A 16,872-nucleotide genomic window follows, 5' to 3' on the forward strand; every position below is an offset into this window, starting at 1 on the left:
GAGCGCTCAGGGCAAGTTTGAGCAAATGCACGACCGGCTTCGTGCCCAGTGGCGAGAGCGGATGGATCGTGATGAAAAGCCGTCAGCCGCTGTTCTCGATTCCCAGTCAACTCGTAGCTCTCCCCAAATTACAGTAAGGCTGCGTGCCAGTTCCCTTAATTACCATGACTTTGCCGTCGTAAGCGGCCTGTGGGGGCCGAGCGTGCAGCGGATTCCCATGGCAGACGGTGCTGGAGAGGTGGTTGCCTTAGGTGAGGGAGTCACCGAGTTCGCCGTAGGCGATCAGGTCGTGAGTACGTTCTTTCCTGACTGGCTTGATGGCGAGCCGCAGCAGGAGGGTTTTGGAACGGTGCCGGGCGATGGTGTCGATGGTTATGCTCGGGAAGCCGTTACGGCGCGAGCCACGTCTTTTACCAAGGCGCCCCAGGGCTGGACTCATGCTGAGGCTGCAACGCTTACCACGGCCGGCCTGACCGCCTGGCGCGTGTTGATGGCCGACGATTCGTTGAAGCCTGGGGACAGCGTTCTTATACAGGGTACCGGCGGGGTTTCGATCTTCGCGCTTCAGTTCGCCAAAATGGCCGGCGCGACGGTCATTGCCACCTCTTCCAGCGATGAGAAGCTGGAGCGGCTGAAGGCCATGGGGGCCGACCACCTGATCAACTATCGCCGTACGCCCAACTGGGGCGAGAAAGTGCGTGAGTTAACCAATGATCGGGGAGTTGACCACGTCATCGAAGTAGGCGGACCCGCGACCCTGGAGCAGTCGATGATTGCGGCACGTGTTGGTGGGCATATTTCTGTGATTGGTATCCTTACCGGCGTTGCCGGGGAGCTGAGCATCGTTACTGCGCTGACACGGCAGTTGCGACTGCAGGGTGTGCTGGTTGGAAACCGTACCCAGCAGCAGGAGATGATCAGGGCTATCGATGCCAATGGCATGCGTCCGGTTATCGATAGCCATTTTCCGCTGGACGAAATTGTTGAGGCGTTCCGCTATCAGGAAAGTAATCGTCACTTCGGTAAGATCTGCCTCGATATCTAGGCAGGATTGCTTCCTGATCGCTAGGGTCTGTTGCCGTTTCGACGCGGCCGTTCGCGAAACGGCAACAGACCCTAGGTAACCCAGGTCCTGAACTGGGCTTGCTCACTGTCGATTAGCTCAGTAACCAAAAAGCCCGATACAGCGTATCGGGCTTTTTTGATTGGTGCGCCAGGCATGGCGCGTTGCGCGTCAGCGCAACCCGCTTGACTATGGTGGCCAAGCGGGTGACTTGGAGGTGAAAGTCCTCTACACACCCGGCAAGGGGAAGTGTTAGCCAGAGGCAAGGGTGTCGCGGGCGACTGCGAATCTGAAGGAAGCCCGAGGCAAAATGCTGGCCTGACGAACAGGAAGCGGATAGAGGCGGCGCAGCGGGGTGAGAAGGCCAATATCTTCAAAGCCCGATACTTGCACGGAACGCTGCGACGTAGATCCGACAGGCATAAGCAGGAAGGTCACGCGAATTACCCTGGGAGATCTGCACGTTTGCCATTGTGCTACCGAGCGTCAAGAGGCGACGGGATGGACGTGCAGAAGTCAGCCGAAGCCGTAGTAAGTGGCAGTTAACCGCGCCACCAAGGGCCGAACAGGTTATGCCGCCAGTAGGCGCCAGAGTCTCGTCGAATGTCGAAAAGCAGAAATTTCTCCGAGGGAGAACTGTGACCCCAAGTTCCGGACAGAATCCGAGAGTGACGGCTGGCAGTGCGCAGGCATCGACGGCGTCTGTGGCGTGGACGAACGCGGAGCCGGACACGCTGATGGGGCGGGTGCTTGCACCGGCCAACCTCAAACGTGCGTATCAGCGTGTGGTCAGCAACAAGGGAGCACCGGGTGCCGATGGCATGACGGTCGCTGACTTGGCTGGCTATGTGAAACAGTATTGGCCAACTCTCAAGGCCAGGTTGCTGGCTGGTGAATACCATCCCCAGGCAGTGCGGGCGGTCGAAATTCCCAAACCGCAGGGCGGTACCCGGCAACTGGGGATTCCCAGTGTCGTGGATCGCCTGATCCAGCAAGCCCTGCAGCAACAGCTCACGCCAATCTTTGACCCGCTGTTCTCGGACTACAGCTATGGCTTTCGTCCGGGCAAAAGCGCTCATCAAGCCGTCGAAACGGCCCGCTCCCATGTGGGGGCGGGCCATCGCTGGTGCGTGGAACTTGATCTGGAGAAGTTCTTTGATCGGGTCAACCACGACATACTCATGGCCTGTATCGAGCGCCGTGTCGAAGACAAATGCGTGCTCAGGCTTATCCGCCGTTACCTTGAAGCCGGGGTCATGTCGGGCGGTGTCGTCAGCCCACGGCAGGAAGGGACGCCGCAAGGCGGCCCGCTCTCGCCGTTGCTGTCGAACATCCTGCTCAACGAATTTGACCGTGAACTGGAGCGGCGGGGGCACCGTTTTGTGCGCTATGCCGATGATGCGAACATCTATGTACGTAGTCAGCGGGCAGGCGAGCGAGTACTGACCAGCGTCGAGCGCTTCCTGAAAGAGCGTCTGAAACTGACGGTGAACAGGAAGAAGAGCCAAGTGGCACGGGCGTGGAAATGCGACTACTTGGGTTATGGGATGAGCTGGCATCAACAGCCTAGGCTGAGGGTAGCGACGATGAGCCTTGGTCGCCTGCGCAGTCGGCTCAAGGAGCTGCTGCGCGGGGCGCGAGGCCGCAAGGTGGCCTATATCATCGAGCGGCTGAACCCCGTGGTACGGGGCTGGGCGAGTTACTTCAAGCTCAGTCAGAGCAGGCGCCCACTAGAAGAGCTGGACGGGTGGATCAGGCACAAACTTCGCTGTGTCATCTGGCGGCAATGGAAGCAACCCTCTACGAGGATCAGCAACCTGATGCGTCTGGGTCTAAGCCGAGAGCGTGCTTGTAAATCTGCTTTCAATGGCCGAGGCCCATGGTGGAACTCGGGTGCGCCACATGTGAATCAGGCCCTACCGAAGAAACTGTGGGATCAACTCGGATTGGTCTCGATACTGGATACGATCAACCGGCTTAGTCGCATAACCTGAACCGCCGTGTACGGAACCGTACGCACGGTGGTGTGAGAGGACGGCGGGTGTGAACCCGCCTCCTACTCGATCAAGAAAGCGCCGTTCTGAGGTAAGCGTCCGGCCAAGTCACCTTCCGAACTCCAGCATTAAGGGCGATGGTGTCCGCGTATTTTTAAGCGGACGCGATAGCCCTTATCGCCGGGATTTCCATGCGCCAACGAAGCTCTTACCCCAAACCGTTCAAGGCCCAGGTTGTTCAGGAATGCCTGCAACCCGGTGCGACCGTTTCCAGCGTTGCCATCCGCCCCGCCGCGTCAGGATAGTTGTCGTGTGAGTTGATTCGATGAGTCTTGTTCGGTGGGCGGAAGTGAGAGCCGTGTGGCGCGTTATTCGATAGAGCATCGGGAGTGGGTGGTGCGGCAGATGATGCCGCCCTTGAACCGGACGGTGCCGGAGCTGGTGGAAGCGACAGGCATTACTGATGCCACCCTGTATGCTTGGCGCAAACAGGCCAGAGCAGCGGGAGCAGTGGTGCCGGGAGATGGACAGCAGGCCGACCAGTGGTCGAGCCAGGACAAGTTTCGGGTGGTGCTGGAAAGCGCCAGCCTCAATGCGGCTGAGCTGGCGGAGTACTGCCGGCGCAAAGGCCTGTATGTCGAGCAGATCAACGCCTGGCGCGAAGCCTGCGAGCAGGCCAACAGCCTGGCTCAGCCGAGCAAGACCCGGCGCGAACGCGAAGAGGAAAAGGCCGCGAAGAAGCGCATCAAGCAGCTGGAGCGTGAACTGCGGCGCAAGGATGCGGCGCTGGCAGAAACCGCGGCTCTGCTGGTGTTGCGAAAAAAAGCCGAGGCGCTCTGGGGGAAGGACGAGGACGAGTGATCAGCGCCCCGGATCGCCGTGGAACGCTGCAGTTGATCGAGGACGCCGTGGCGGCGGGAGCGCGGCGGTCGCAGGCCTGCGCCGAACTGGGCCTGTCGCTGCAGCAGATCGTGGCGCGGCTGGCCGATCAGGGCACCTGGCTGGCCTCGGAGTCGACCTTTTACCGGTTGCTGAAGGACGCCGAACAGCAGCATCCGCGCGGCCGTAGCCGCCCACCGGTGAAACGAGCGCTGACGACCCATGTGGCCGACGGCCCGAACCAGCTGTGGTGCTGGGACATCACCTGGCTGCCGACCACGGTCAAGGGCCGTTACTTCTACTGGTACATGATCAAGGACGTCTACAGCCGGAAGCTGGTGGCCAACGAGGTGCATGAAAGTGAAAGCGCCGATCAGGCCGCCCAGCTGCTACGCCAGGCCTGCTTACGTGAACAGCGAGCAGGCCAGCCGCTGGTACTGCACTCGGACAATGGCAGCGCGATGAAGGGCTCGACCATGCTGGCGGCCATGCAGAACCTGGGTGTGATGCCCTCGTTCAGCCGCCCGCGGGTGAGCAATGACAACGCCTATGCCGAGGCCTTGTTCCGCACGGCGAAGTACTGCCCGCTGTGGCCGGAGCGGCCGGAGCGGCCCTTCGACACGCTGGAGCAGGCCAGGAACTGGGTGAACAGCTTCGTGGCCTGGTACAACCATGAACATCGCCACAGCGCCCTGAAGTTCGTGACCCCGGCGCAGCGACATACTGGCCAAGCGGAAGAGTTGCTGCGCAAGCGTATCGAGCTGTACGAGGCGGCGCGTGCACGGCACCCGGAGCGCTGGAGCGGCAACATCAGGAACTGGGTGCTGGCACCAATCGTGTGCCTGAGGTTTTCCTGTGGTGTTGTTATGCGCTCAGGATGACAGCATGAAAATCTGGTGGGTAACATGTGGCTATTACGTACTGCGGATTCCACGCCATTCGGACACTCAGCCCACGCTGATCCGGACACCTGTTCCACGCTCATTCGGACAGGCAGTCGGAGCGCAGCTCCTCTCGGCCCACCCATTGACTCAAGTCAGCCGTGATTGCCTAATTTCAGCTGTTCATTGTCATCTCCTCCGCGTCTCAGCGACGTGCCTCTGGCAGGTCGGTACAACTACCATGGGCGACTTCCGCCGCCATGCCCACGGTCTCACCTAGTGTTGGATGGGGGTGGATGGTCTTGCCGATATCCACGGCGTCGGCGCCCATTTCGATGGCCAGGCACACTTCACTGATCAGGTCGCCCGCGCCGGTGCCGACGATGCCGCCACCGACCAGCCGATGGGTCTCGGCATCGAACAACAGCTTGGTGAAGCCCTCATCGCGACCATTGGCAATCGCCCGGCCTGAAGCGGCCCAGGGGAATACCGCGGCCTCGACCTTGATGCCCTTGTCCTTGGCTTCCTGCTGAGTAAGACCAGCCCACGCCACCTCGGGGTTGGTGTAGGCGACGCCAGGAATTTGCAATGCGTCAAAGGTGCTACGCGCCAGCTCGGCATTGCTCAGCGCCTCGCCTGCTGCCACTTCGGCAGCGACGTGCCCCTCGTGCACCGCCTTGTGGGCGAGCATGGGCTGGCCAACGATATCGCCGATGGCGAAGATATGCGGCACGTTGGTGCGCATCTGCTTGTCCACGGCGATAAAGCCGCGCTCACCCACGGTGATACCAGCCTTGTCGGCATCGATCTGGTTGCCATTGGGTTTGCGCCCCACCGCCACCAAGACCAAGTCATAGCATTGCGGCTCAGCGGGGGCCTTTTCACCCTCGAAGCTCACCCAAATGCCCTGCTCGCTGGCCTCGGCTTTTACCGTGCGGGTTTTCACCATCACATTATCGAAACGGTGGCTGTTGTATTTTTCCCAGACTTTCACCAGGTCGCGGTCAGGCCCTTGCATCAAGCCGTCGAGCATTTCGACCACGTCGATACGGGCGCCAAGCGCCGAATAAACAGTCGCCATCTCCAGGCCGATAATCCCGCCGCCCACCACCAGCATGCGTTTGGGCACGGTACGCAGTTCCAACGCCCCGGTGGAGTCGACGATGCGTGGATCATTCGGCATAAAGGGCAGTTTTACCGCCTGGCTGCCGGCGGCGATCACGCACTGTTTGAAGCGGATGACCTTCTTCTCGCCGGTTTGCTCCTGGCCGGAGCCCGAGGAAACGGCCACTTCAATACGGTGGGGATCGAGAAAACGCCCAAAGCCACGCACCACATCGACCTTGCGGCCCTTGGCCATTCCAGCGAGCCCGGTGGTCAGCTTGTTGACCACCGATTCCTTGTGCGCGCGCAGCTTACCGACATCGACTGCGCCGGCACCGAACTCGATACCCAGAGCTGCCAGATGGGGCACCTCTTCCATCACATTGGCGATATGCAGCAAGGCCTTGGACGGAATGCAGCCCACGTTCAGGCATACGCCGCCAAGGGAAGCATAACGCTCCACGATTATGGTTTTCTGGCCCAGATCGGCGGAGCGAAAGGCGGCGGAGTAGCCGCCAGGGCCTCCGCCCAGAACCAGCACGTCGCATTCGAGATCAGAGCTGCCGGCATGGCTAGCAGCCGCTGTGGGCACGACAGCAGGCGCCGAGGCTGCAACAGCGGGCACGGGAGCGGACGCAGACGGCGCAACAGCCGCCTCCGACTCCAGCTTCAACAGCACAGCGCCTTCGGCCACTTTATCGCCGACGCTGGCCAGCACTTCCTTGACCACGCCAGCGGCAGAAGACGGCACATCCATCGTAGCCTTATCGGACTCCAGTACGCAGATCGGGTCGTCGACGTTCACCACATCGCCTACCTTGACCAGCACCTCGATCACCGGCATGGCCGCGGCATCGCCGATACCGGGCATCTTCACTTCAAAAACCTGACTCATGAGCTAGCCCCTTACAGCGTAATTCGACGGAAATCAACCAACAGAGCAGCCAGGTGCTGAAGGAAACGGGCCGCAGCAGCGCCATCGACCACGCGGTGATCCCAGGACAGGGCCATGGGCAGAATCAGGCGCGGGGCGAACCCACTGCCATCCCACACCGGTTTCATTTGCGCACGGGTAACGCCGAGGATCGCCACTTCTGGCGCGTTGATGATGGGGTTGAAGCCGGTACCGCCAATGCCGCCCAGGCTGGAAACGGTAAAGGTGCCGCCGGTCATCTCGGCGGGACCCAGCTTGCCGTCGCGGGCTTTTTTCGCCAGCTCGCCACATTCGCTGGCGATCTGGCCGATGCCTTTCTGATCGGCATCGCGAATCACCGGCACCACCAGCCCGTTCGGCGTGTCGGCGGCAAAACCGATGTGGTAGTACTGCTTCAACACTAGGATTGGCTCGCCGTCTTCGTTGCCCAACGAACTGTTGAACTGCGGGAAGGCTTTCAGCGTGGCCACCGCTGCCTTGATCAGAAACGCTAACATGGTGTACTTGATCGCGTCTTTGCCGCCTTCCTTATTCAGTTGCACGCGGAACGCTTCCAGCTCGGTGATATCCGCTTCTTCGTTGTTAGTAACGTGGGGAATCATCACCCAGTTGCGCGCGAGGTTGGCACCCGAGATCTTCTTGATCCGCGACAGCGCGACCTTCTCGATGGTACCGAATTTGGCAAAATCGACGTCCGGCCACGGCAGCAGATTGAGCCCGGCACCTGAGTTGCCCGAGCCAGGCACGGGGCTGTCCAGGCGAACCAGGGCATCTTTGACGAAGCGTTCGACATCCTCGCGAAGCATTCTCCCGCCTTTGCCAGTAGCCACCACCTTGGTTACGTCTACACCCAGCTTGCGCGCGTAGCTGCGAACCGAAGGGCTGGCATGGGGTTTCAGACCTGGCGTACTCACCGCTGGCGCAACAGCTGCCACCGGCACCGGTGCAGCCGGACTGGCGGCCACGGGGGCCGGCGCTGCACTCACCGGTGCATCCGCCACTGCTGGGGTATTCACTGGCGCCGCAGCGGCAGGCGTTTCATCGGCGGCCATCTGCAACCTGAGCATGGCACTGCCTTTGGAAACCCGATCACCTACCTTGAGGCTGACCGACACCACGGTGCCGGCCACAGGGCTCGGCACATCCATCGATGCCTTGTCCGATTCCAGAGTCAGCAAAGGGTCGTCGAACGCCACTGTATCGCCCGGTTTGACCAATACCTCGATCACCGGAAGGTCCTTGAAGTCGCCGATATCCGGCACTTGAATTTCTCTGATTTCACTCATGACTAACCGTCGCCAAGAAAGTGGATCCGCTCCCCCTACAGGGAGCGGATGGAACGCTCATCGAGCGCGAACGAAGAGACAACCCGTTAGCGCGCCCACGGCGCCGGTCGGCTACCATCCAGGCCGTAGCGCCCAATGGCGTCAGCCAACACCTGACGCGGCAGCGTGCCGTCACGCACCAGACCGTCCAGGGCGGCGAGAACCACCTGGTGACGATCCACTTCAAAGAAACTGCGTAAGGCGGTGCGGGTATCACTGCGGCCAAAGCCGTCGGTGCCCAGGACTATGAAACGCGCATCGACGTAGCTGGCGATCAGTTGCGGCCAGGCACGAACGTAGTCGGTGGCAGCAATCACCGGCGCGGTGCCTGCGAGGGAGGCGCACAGGTGGCTGACCTGTTCCGGCTCAGCAGGATTCAGACGATTGTGGCGCTCCACATCACGCGCCTCGCGCGCCAGCTCGCTGAAACTGGTGACGCTCCACACCTCGCTCGACACCTGCCAGTCGGCAGCCAGCAGCTCGGACGCGGCGATCACTTCGCGCAGGATGGTGCCGCTTCCCAGCAACCGCACCGCGCCACGCGGCGACGGCGCATCGGTCGCGGCATAACGGTACATGCCGCGAATGATGTGATCCTCGACGCCGGTCGGCAGCGACGGTTGAGCGTAGTTCTCATTCATCACGGTGATGTAGTAGAACTCGTCGACATCACGCTCCATCATCTGGCGCATGCCGTGATCGACAATCACCGCCAGCTCGCCGGCGAACGCCGGATCGTAGGCGCGGCAATTGGGCACGGTGGCGGCCATAACATGACTGCTGCCGTCCTGGTGCTGCAGCCCTTCGCCACCCAAGGTGGTACGCCCGGCGGTAGCGCCCAGCAAGAAGCCGCGGGCACGTTGGTCGGCCGCTGCCCAGATCAGGTCGCCGACTCGCTGGAAACCAAACATCGAGTAATAGATGTAGAACGGCAGCATCGGTTTGCCGTGGGCACTGTAGGAGGTCGCAGCCGCTACCCAGGAAGACAGCGCACCGGCTTCGGTAATGCCCTCCTCCAGCAACTGACCATCCTTGGCTTCACGGTAATACAGCATCGAGCCGGCATCTTCCGGCTCGTACAGTTGCCCCAGCGGCGAGTAGATACCGATCTGGCGGAACAGGTTGGCCATGCCGAAGGTGCGTGCCTCGTCGGCGACGATAGGCACCACGCGGGGACCCAGTTCCTTGTCTTTAAGCAAACCACCGAGCATCCGTACCACGGCCATGGTGGTGGACATTTCTTTGCCGTCGGCTTCGAAGGCAAAGCGTGCGTAGTCGGCCAGGGCCGGCACGGCGACGTGCTCTTTGCCCTTCTGCCGCGCCGGCATATAGCCGCCCAGCGCCGTTCTGCGCTCTTGCAAGTAACGTATTTCCTGACTGTCCTCAGTCGGACGATAGAAGCGCAGTTGCGCGACGTCGTCGTCCGACAGTGGCAGCGCGAAGCGATCACGAAATGCCTTGAGTGCATCGATATCCAGCTTCTTGGCCTGGTGCGAGGTCATGCGCGACTCGCCGGCACCGCCCATGCCGTACCCCTTCTTGGTTTTTGCCAGGATCACGGTCGGACGCCCCTTGTGCGCCTTGGCTGCAGCGAACGCGGCATACAGCTTGCGGAAGTCGTGACCGCCGCGCTTGAGCGCATCGATATCGGCATCGGACATATGCGAGACCAACGCCTGGATTTCCGGATCCTGCTGGAAGAAGTGCAGCAGGTTATAGGCGCCGTCCTTGGAGCCGAGGGTCTGATATTGACCATCGACGGTCTGGGCAAAGCGTTGCAACAGGGCATTACTGCTGTCCCGCGCAAACAACGGATCCCAGTCCGAGCCCCAGATGACCTTGACCACATTCCAGCCGGCGCCGGTAAACAGCGCTTCGAGCTCTTGAATGACCTGGCCGTTGCCACGCACCGGGCCATCCAGACGCTGCAAGTTGCAGTTGACGATAAAGGTGAGGTTATCGAGCTTTTCCCGTGCGGCGAGGGTGAGGCCGGCAATGGACTCCGGCTCATCCATTTCGCCGTCACCAAACACCCCCCACACATGGCGGTCGGCGGTTTCGGCCAGATTGCGATGCTCGAGGTAACGCATATAACGCGCCTGGTAGATGGCACTGATCGGGCCAATACCCATCGAGCCGGTGGGGAACTGCCAGAAATCGGGCATCAACCACGGGTGTGGATAAGAACTCAGGCCATTGCCGCTCACTTCCTGGCGGTAATTGGCCAGTTGCTCCTCCGACAGACGTCCCTCGAGGAACGCCCGGGCGTAAACGCCAGGTGCCGAATGCGGCTGGTAAAACACCAGATCGCCGCCGTGCTTTTCATCACTGGCACGAAAGAAATGGTTAAAACCGACCTCGAAGATTTCGGCGGCAGATGCATAACTCGCAATGTGCCCACCCAAATCCCCGTAAGCCTGATTGGCGCGCACTACCATGGCCAGTGCATTCCAGCGAATGATGGAAGTAATCCGTTCCTCGACAGCAAGGTCGCCTGGATAGGGCCCCTGCTTTTCAATCGAAATTGTGTTCCGATAAGCCGAGTACGGGTGCACATGCGAGGTGATGCCAAGTGCTCTTGCGTGTTGCTCTAATTGTTTAAGCAGAAACTGGCCACGCTCGGAACCACCATCGCGCACGACGGCCTCTAACGACTCCAGCCATTCCCGTGTTTCATCTCGGTCAATATCCATAGACGCCACTGACCCAGTTATCGAATTTTCGTTTAGCACACCCATATCTGCCTCCGCTCTTGTTACTGTTAGCTTAGAGGTAAACCGACAGAACATGCCGCCGTACTAATCTTCATTACTACCAATTTTCGGCATATAATGCTGCCAATCAACACAAATGAGGCGTAACATGCCGCAAGCACAACTCGACTCAATAGACCTGCGCATCCTCGAAGAACTGCAGGCCAACGCTCGACTCACCAACGTCGAACTCGCATCCCGCGTGCATCTATCGCCCTCGCCCTGCCTGACAAGAGTGAGGGCATTAGAAGAATCGGGTTTGATCAGTCGTTACGTAACCCTGCTTGACCCTTATGAACTAGGTCTGAGCGTCAGTGTATTTATCCAAATTACGCTGGAGCGCCAGGTAGAACGCGCATTAGAGACTTTTGAAGAGGCGATACAAAACTACCCGGAAGTCATGGAGTGCTATCTAATGACCGGCGACGCTGATTACCTGATCCGGGTTGTGGTACCCGATGTACAGGCACTCGAACGATTTATTGTTAATCAACTTTCCAAGATCCCGGGCGTCGCAAATATTCGCTCGAGTTTCGCGCTCAAACAGGTCAAATACAAAACGGCACTACCACTTCCCCGCACAGACTCGACTAAAACAGGCACCGGCAAACTTCGGCATAAATAACCCCCCCCCCACTTCAGGTGGTGCGAAAACCTCCAACCGCCGCGTTGAGGGCGTCGCCCACCTGCTCCAACCCGCGCACTGACGTTTCCAGCAAGCCGTTCGCCGCGGTGCTTTGCTCAGCGACCGCCCGTACTCGCTCCATGCTTTCGCCAACCTGTTCGGCCACCGCACTCTGCTGTTCGGCCGCCGCAGCGATCTGCTGACTCATCTGCTCGACTGTCGAGACTGCCGCGGCGATTTCCTGCAAAGCCTGTGACGCCTGCTCGGCAAGCACCACACTCTCGCCGGTCAGCGTGTGGCTCCCTCGCAAGCGGCTGGCTGTTTGCTCGGCCACCGTACGCAGCTGCTTGATGCTAGTGGCAATATCATCAGTGGAAGCTTGTGTCCGCCGCGCCAGGTGGCGCACCTCGTCCGCCACGACAGCGAAACCCCGACCGTTTTCGCCCGCCCGTGCTGCTTCAATCGCCGCATTCAGGGCCAGCAGATTGGTTTGCCCGGCCAGGGTATTGATCACATCGAGAACCTTGCCGATCGCCGCACTCTCGTTAAGCAGCGAGCCCATTGCCTCGGAACAGCCGCTCATTTCCTGTGCCAGGTGACCGATCTTGGTCGTCGCCTGACGCACCAACTCTTTGCCTTTACCCGCCTGCCTATTGGCCTGCTCGACTGCATCGCGGGTCTAACTGGCATTGCGCGCGACATCCTGCGCGGTGGCGGCCATCTGTTGCATGGCGGTGGCCGCTAATTCAGTCTCCTCGTGCTGCAAGTCGACTCCCTCACGAGTACGCTCAGTCACCTGAACCAGGCCGCTGGTGGCCTGGTTCAACTGCCCGACACCCTGGCCAATCCGGCCGATCAGCCCACGCAGACTGTCGAGCATGACGCCGACGCTGCCGAGCAGATGCCCCAGCTCATCACGTCGTCTGGCCGCATCGATCTGTGCGCTGAGATCGCCAGATGCCACGAACCGGGTAAGCTCACCGGCCTGACGCAGCGGCTGCAGGATCAAGTGGCGAATCAGCAGACCGGCACCGATGCCAAAGCCAAGCGCCAACAGCACAATCCCCCCAAGCAGCCGGGATACCCGCTGGCTCATCGACTGCGAAGCCTGCACCTGCGCGATGTGGGCCGCGCCAAGCAGTGCGCTTACCCTGTCAGCAGCGTCATTCTCGCGTCTTGGCTATCGCTGGCTTGATCACGACTTGCGGCATAACCGTTGAATGCGGCGCTGTATTCCGCCAGCGCCGTACTCGCCTGGGTCAACGACTCCCGCTCTGAACCCTCAAGCCGCAGCTCCAAGTTTTCCATGTACGAGCGCAGTTCAATAACTCTCGCCTCCCAGGCGTTGCGCACATCTGTGCTGCCGTCGAGAGTGAAATAGAGTTCGCTGTCACGCAGGTTTGCCAGCTTGTCACGCAGCGTGGAGGCTTGTTCAAGCTGCAGCATACGCACCGAATCAGCCGGCTGCGCCTGCGAGGCCAGGAGGTTGACCGCGTCGAGCTGATCCAGCATCACCACGGTGAACCGCTCGCCAAGCACCTGGGCCAACTGCTGCATGCGCAGGCGAGCTTCGCGAGCATCACGCTGGGCTTGAGCGTACCGCTTGAACTGGGCGAGATAGATTTTTGCCGCCTCCACGGAGTCGCCCGACCCGGACTCCACCTGGGACCTCTCCAGCAACGAGACGAGCTCATCGGTTAGGCCGACAACCGTGTTAGCCTCGTCTTCAGCCAACTCCAGGCCAAACGCCTTTACCGCTACCTGCGCTTGCAGCATCAGTGACTCGACGGATGCGACGTCGTTCATCTTCTCAGCTCGCACTTCGAGCACGTTGAAGGCATAGAACGCTGTGGCGGCAACGCCTAGTCGATGACGCGGAATCCGACTTTGTTCCGATAGCCTGTAACTAGATATTTTGTGAAAAGCTGCACCATCTCCAATTGGAGATGGTGCGGCAGAGTCACCAGTGGGTACGTCAGGTTAATTGGGTATCGATACGTTGCAGAGCCTCTACCAGGTATTTTTTAAACACTGGGTAGTTTTCACTCATAGGGAAATGTCCGATGTCCTCCATCTCAATGAATGACCCACCCTTGATCTGGTCGGCCGTTTCTTTGGTCGCGGAAGGAGGAGTCAGATAGTCATAGGTCCCGGTCATCATCACTACTGGACACTTCTCGCCATCGATCTGTCCAAGCTTGTCCCGCAAATCATGATCGACTGAGTAGAAGTAGAGATCACCTTTGAACGCTTCCGCGCCCTGACTGTAGTAATGCCATGTTAGCCAACGGTCCTTGTCTGACGACATTGGCGCCATCAAATCCCAGACTCCGCTTGCGCAAACTTGTGAGGCATTGGCATGGGGGTGATGCCACCAGTCAAGGTAGAATCCTGGCGCATACGCAGCAGCTTCGACCGGTATCACCGCCTTGAATCTGTCCGGGTGACGTAGAGCGAGCTGCAGAGCGACATTGCCTCCGAATGAAGAACCCATGAAGATCGGATTCTCCAATTCGAGCGCGTCGCAGAGGGCAACGATGAAGTTTACGTAGTGGTCGGCCGTGAGACGGTACTCCTCTTTCCACCACTCCTTATTAAGAGGTGGATCTGATTTCCCGTGACGCGGAAGATCGTAGGCGATAACCAGATAGTCCTTCGTAATATCATCGTCTTCGAGCAGATCTCGCCATTGATGATTGTGGCATCCAGCAGTGTGCTGGCAGATTAAAGGTTGGCCGCTGCCATTTTGGTTGTAAAACACCTTGTATTCGCAACCGTCCACCTCGAGGGTTACATAATGTCCTGTTACCGGTGAAATTCGAGACATGTTTCTTCTCCGACGAGATTCTGATTAAACCGGTACGCCGGTTTTACGAAGCAATTCAATTTGAATGGTGATGTTGCGAAGGTTCTGCATTAGCACAAGCAGATCGCCTTCCATCTTCAAATCCTCCCGGAACGAAGCCGCCCAGATACCATGGAACATTGGCGGTGGCGTCTCCATGCCAAATTTTTTCCACGTGGCGGCACTTGCCCGAAAGGCGAATTGGTAGCTATCGAGGGGGGCGGGGTTGACATTAATGTCGTTGACCTTGCCATCGCGCATATCAACGATGACTTTTGCAGTTTCCATGTCGAGCATGTACGTACACGTGAAGTACTTACCCATTGATTGGATCGTGGCATCAGAATCAGAATGCTCGCGAAATTTTTGGGCCCAAGATTGTACGTGTGTATCCATGACTTTCTCCTCTTTTTGTACTTTTTTCGAAAAATCAGTCATCGGTCATCGAACTGTTGACGCCAATGCCGAATTGACCCGTGTGCTGATGCAAGACTCACCCACCTCCAAGTTAGCACAAATCCAGCAAAGGCAATGATTCGCGAAGAAGAACAGACTGGGTCAATGACATGTCAGCAACTGTGTCAATTTGTCGCCGGCACCAACAGATAGATCGCAGCTCCTGTATCGATCGCTTAAAATCAGGCGCTGCGGTTTACCAGCTTAAGAGGTGCGGCACTGCGCTGTTGAGCCAGGTATCGAGTGCAACAAACCCGTAGGAATGAGGAGAAGTTCATCGCCTCATCGCGCGCTTTGGTGATCTCCTCATAGAGATTGGTGATCAACTGGTTGGTGGTCAGGCCTTCCACGGCGGACATCTCTGTGAGGATGTCCCAAAACTGGTTTTCCAGTCGCAGAGTCGTGATCACGCCGTGTATACGCAACGAGCGTGACCGAGATTCGTACAGTATTGGATCGGCTTTGATATACAGCTCGCACATTTTGAGGCCCTCCCGGTAAAAGGATTATTTCCCTCTTCAGGCAAAAAGGGTAATAGGCCAATACTACACGTGGCGCTCCAGCCAGGGTTGCAGTATTGCCTCTGCCCAACAGACTCATTTCGAAATCCAGGCAATGACCGCTGCCCAATGTCATCAACTTTGGAAATTATCCATAATATCATATGATTAGCGCTCAAATCAGTGCATGGGAGAAGCCCTTTTGACTACCTATACCGCATCGCTTGACACCCCCAGCCAAACCCTGACTTGAAAATTGTACAAAAAACAACCAGTCCGCTCGATTGTCCCGCCTTCATCGCCGCCCACCGCCAGAATCCTCAAGACTTTACCCTCCGACGCCAGCTCACCTTCAAGAACCTCGTCCTGTTCCTGCTCAATCAGCCACGCACGGCCCTGCAAACCGAACTCGATCAGTTCTATCGCGTACTCAATCAGGCGTCGACTGAGACGCAAATGGTCACTGCGCAGGCCTTCTGCAAAGCGCGCAAAAAGCTCAACCCCGAGGTATTTGAAAGTCTCAATCGCCTCCTGCAGCAACAAATTGACTGCTTAGGGCTGCGCCAGAAGTGGCGTGGGCTGAGGGTGCTCGCGGTGGATGGCTCGACCGTGCATTTACCCCTGGAGTCGACCATGGCGACCTTCTTTGGCAGTCACTCTGGCTTTCCCATGGCTCGCTTGTCCACACTCTACGAAGTCGCTGACGGTCAAACCTTGCATAGCCTGATCGTGCCCCTGACCGTCGGCGAGCGCGACTGTGCCCATCTGCACCTTGAGCACCTGCCGGCTGACAGCCTGACGCTGTTTGACCGTGGTTACCCTGGGCACTGGTTATTCGCGCTGTTCGCGCAGCAACAGCGGCACTTTCTGATGCGCCTGCCCTGTGGCTATAACGCCCAGGTCAAAGCGTTTCTACACTCTGACCAAGTTGAACAGAGCTTTTCGTGGCCAACCATCCTGAAGCATGTCTGTTCTGCTCCGAGGCTGGCGTTGATCCTGCCAGCCAGATCGAGCTGAGACTAATCCGGGTCGAGTTGGCCAACGGCGAAAGCGAGGTATTGCTGACCTCGCTGCTGGATCGAGAAGCCTTTCCCGCTGAGGTGCTTGCCGAGCTTTACCACCGCCGCTGGGGCATCGAAACCGATTTCCGTCGCCTCAAACAAACCCTGACGCTGGACAACTTCAGCGGCCGCAGCGTGACCGCTGTAAAGCAGGACTTTCATGCCGCTCAACTGTTGAAGAACCTGGCGCTGTTGATGCAGCACCTGCTACAGCCGGTCATCGAACAGCGCCACAAAGGTCGCAAGCTGCGATGGAAAGTCAACTTCACCCAAGGCGTGTCACGGCTCAAAAATACCCTGGTCGAGCTGCTGGTGCGGCACTGTGTGAATCGCCCCTGGTTTCCTAGACACTCTCCAAGCTCAGGAAATAGCGTTTCTCATACTCTACTGGAGACAGCTGCATAGCACTGCTGTGTCGACGTTTTGGGTTATAGAACATCTCGATGTAATCG

Annotated in this window: 14 protein-coding genes and 3 pseudogenes; 7 read left to right on the top strand and 10 right to left on the bottom strand. The window is 58.8% G+C overall.

Features of this window, described 5'->3' with window-relative positions:
• From L6D80_RS29380 to L6D80_RS29395, 5 genes and pseudogenes are all read left to right on the top strand, one after another.
• Window positions 1-127 (top strand): annotated as a pseudogene (locus L6D80_RS29380) (IS5/IS1182 family transposase); the annotation flags it as partial.
• A pseudogene (locus L6D80_RS29385) lies at window positions 125-1,045 on the top strand (zinc-dependent alcohol dehydrogenase family protein); the annotation flags it as partial. The pseudogenes L6D80_RS29380 and L6D80_RS29385, both read left to right, overlap by 3 nt.
• 590 nt (window positions 1,046-1,635) lie before the next feature.
• The gene (gene ltrA / locus L6D80_RS29390; protein ID WP_042914345.1) at window positions 1,636-3,057 is read left to right on the top strand and encodes a group II intron reverse transcriptase/maturase; all 1,422 of its coding nucleotides are present in this window, start codon (window positions 1,636-1,638) and stop codon (window positions 3,055-3,057) included.
• Window positions 3,058-3,248: 191 nt separating this feature from the next.
• Window positions 3,249-3,362, top strand: coding sequence for a transposase (locus tag L6D80_RS30460; protein ID WP_080641052.1), 114 nt, complete (start codon window positions 3,249-3,251; stop codon window positions 3,360-3,362).
• 55 nt (window positions 3,363-3,417) lie between these two features.
• A protein-coding gene (locus L6D80_RS29395; protein WP_371259966.1) for an IS3 family transposase occupies window positions 3,418-4,817 on the top strand; the annotation gives its coding sequence in 2 pieces (ribosomal slippage) (window positions 3,418-3,904 and window positions 3,904-4,817; 1,401 coding nt in all).
• Between the two features lie 205 nt (window positions 4,818-5,022).
• Here L6D80_RS29395 and lpdA read toward each other — a convergent pair.
• From lpdA to mdeB, 3 genes are all read right to left on the bottom strand, one after another.
• On the bottom strand, window positions 5,023-6,816 hold the full coding sequence (gene lpdA / locus L6D80_RS29400) for a dihydrolipoyl dehydrogenase (protein WP_009681889.1): 1,794 nt from the start codon (window positions 6,814-6,816) through the stop codon (window positions 5,023-5,025).
• 11 nt (window positions 6,817-6,827) lie between these two features.
• Entirely contained in the window at window positions 6,828-8,141 is a 1,314-nt protein-coding gene (gene aceF, locus L6D80_RS29405) for a dihydrolipoyllysine-residue acetyltransferase (RefSeq protein ID WP_009681890.1), read from the bottom strand.
• A gap of 86 nt (window positions 8,142-8,227) precedes the next feature.
• A complete protein-coding gene (mdeB, locus tag L6D80_RS29410) occupies window positions 8,228-10,918 on the bottom strand; it encodes an alpha-ketoglutarate dehydrogenase (protein ID WP_047150276.1) in 2,691 nt (896 codons plus the stop codon).
• Between the two features lie 124 nt (window positions 10,919-11,042).
• Between mdeB and L6D80_RS29415 the strand changes: the two genes are divergently transcribed.
• A complete protein-coding gene (locus L6D80_RS29415) occupies window positions 11,043-11,558 on the top strand; it encodes an Lrp/AsnC family transcriptional regulator (protein WP_009681892.1) in 516 nt (171 codons plus the stop codon).
• Window positions 11,559-11,571: 13 nt separating this feature from the next.
• Here the strand turns inward: L6D80_RS29415 and L6D80_RS29420 are convergent, their stop codons facing one another.
• The 6 genes from L6D80_RS29420 to L6D80_RS29445 all read right to left on the bottom strand — a co-directional run bounded on the left by L6D80_RS29420 (window position 11,572) and on the right by L6D80_RS29445 (window position 15,341).
• Window positions 11,572-12,183, bottom strand: a complete 612-nt coding sequence (locus L6D80_RS29420) for a methyl-accepting chemotaxis protein (RefSeq protein ID WP_236183104.1) — start codon at window positions 12,181-12,183, stop codon at window positions 11,572-11,574.
• A 54-nt stretch (window positions 12,184-12,237) separates the two neighbouring features.
• Window positions 12,238-12,654, bottom strand: coding sequence for a HAMP domain-containing protein (locus L6D80_RS29425; protein WP_009681894.1), 417 nt, complete (start codon window positions 12,652-12,654; stop codon window positions 12,238-12,240).
• Between the two features lie 50 nt (window positions 12,655-12,704).
• Window positions 12,705-13,364, bottom strand: a complete 660-nt coding sequence (locus tag L6D80_RS29430; protein ID WP_009681895.1) for a hypothetical protein — start codon at window positions 13,362-13,364, stop codon at window positions 12,705-12,707.
• A 169-nt stretch (window positions 13,365-13,533) separates the two neighbouring features.
• On the bottom strand, window positions 13,534-14,385 hold the full coding sequence (locus L6D80_RS29435) for an alpha/beta fold hydrolase (protein WP_033690130.1): 852 nt from the start codon (window positions 14,383-14,385) through the stop codon (window positions 13,534-13,536).
• Between the two features lie 24 nt (window positions 14,386-14,409).
• Entirely contained in the window at window positions 14,410-14,799 is a 390-nt protein-coding gene (locus L6D80_RS29440; RefSeq protein WP_009681897.1) for a hypothetical protein, read from the bottom strand.
• 242 nt (window positions 14,800-15,041) lie between these two features.
• Window positions 15,042-15,341 (bottom strand): ribbon-helix-helix domain-containing protein, encoded by a 300-nt coding sequence (locus L6D80_RS29445; protein ID WP_009681898.1) that lies wholly within the window; start codon window positions 15,339-15,341, stop codon window positions 15,042-15,044.
• 267 nt (window positions 15,342-15,608) lie between these two features.
• On the opposite strand from L6D80_RS29445, the pseudogene L6D80_RS29450 reads away from it, so the two are divergent.
• Window positions 15,609-16,738: pseudogene (locus tag L6D80_RS29450) on the top strand (IS4 family transposase); the annotation flags it as partial.
• 25 nt (window positions 16,739-16,763) lie between these two features.
• Here L6D80_RS29450 and L6D80_RS29455 read toward each other — a convergent pair.
• Window positions 16,764-16,872, bottom strand: a 109-nt coding sequence (locus L6D80_RS29455) for an IS3 family transposase (protein ID WP_135192744.1), incomplete at its 5' end; no start/stop codon positions are given.

Origin of the sequence: Pseudomonas ceruminis, from assembly GCF_021602025.1 — a bacterium.
Classification (GTDB): Bacteria; Pseudomonadota; Gammaproteobacteria; order Pseudomonadales; family Pseudomonadaceae; genus Aquipseudomonas; species Aquipseudomonas ceruminis.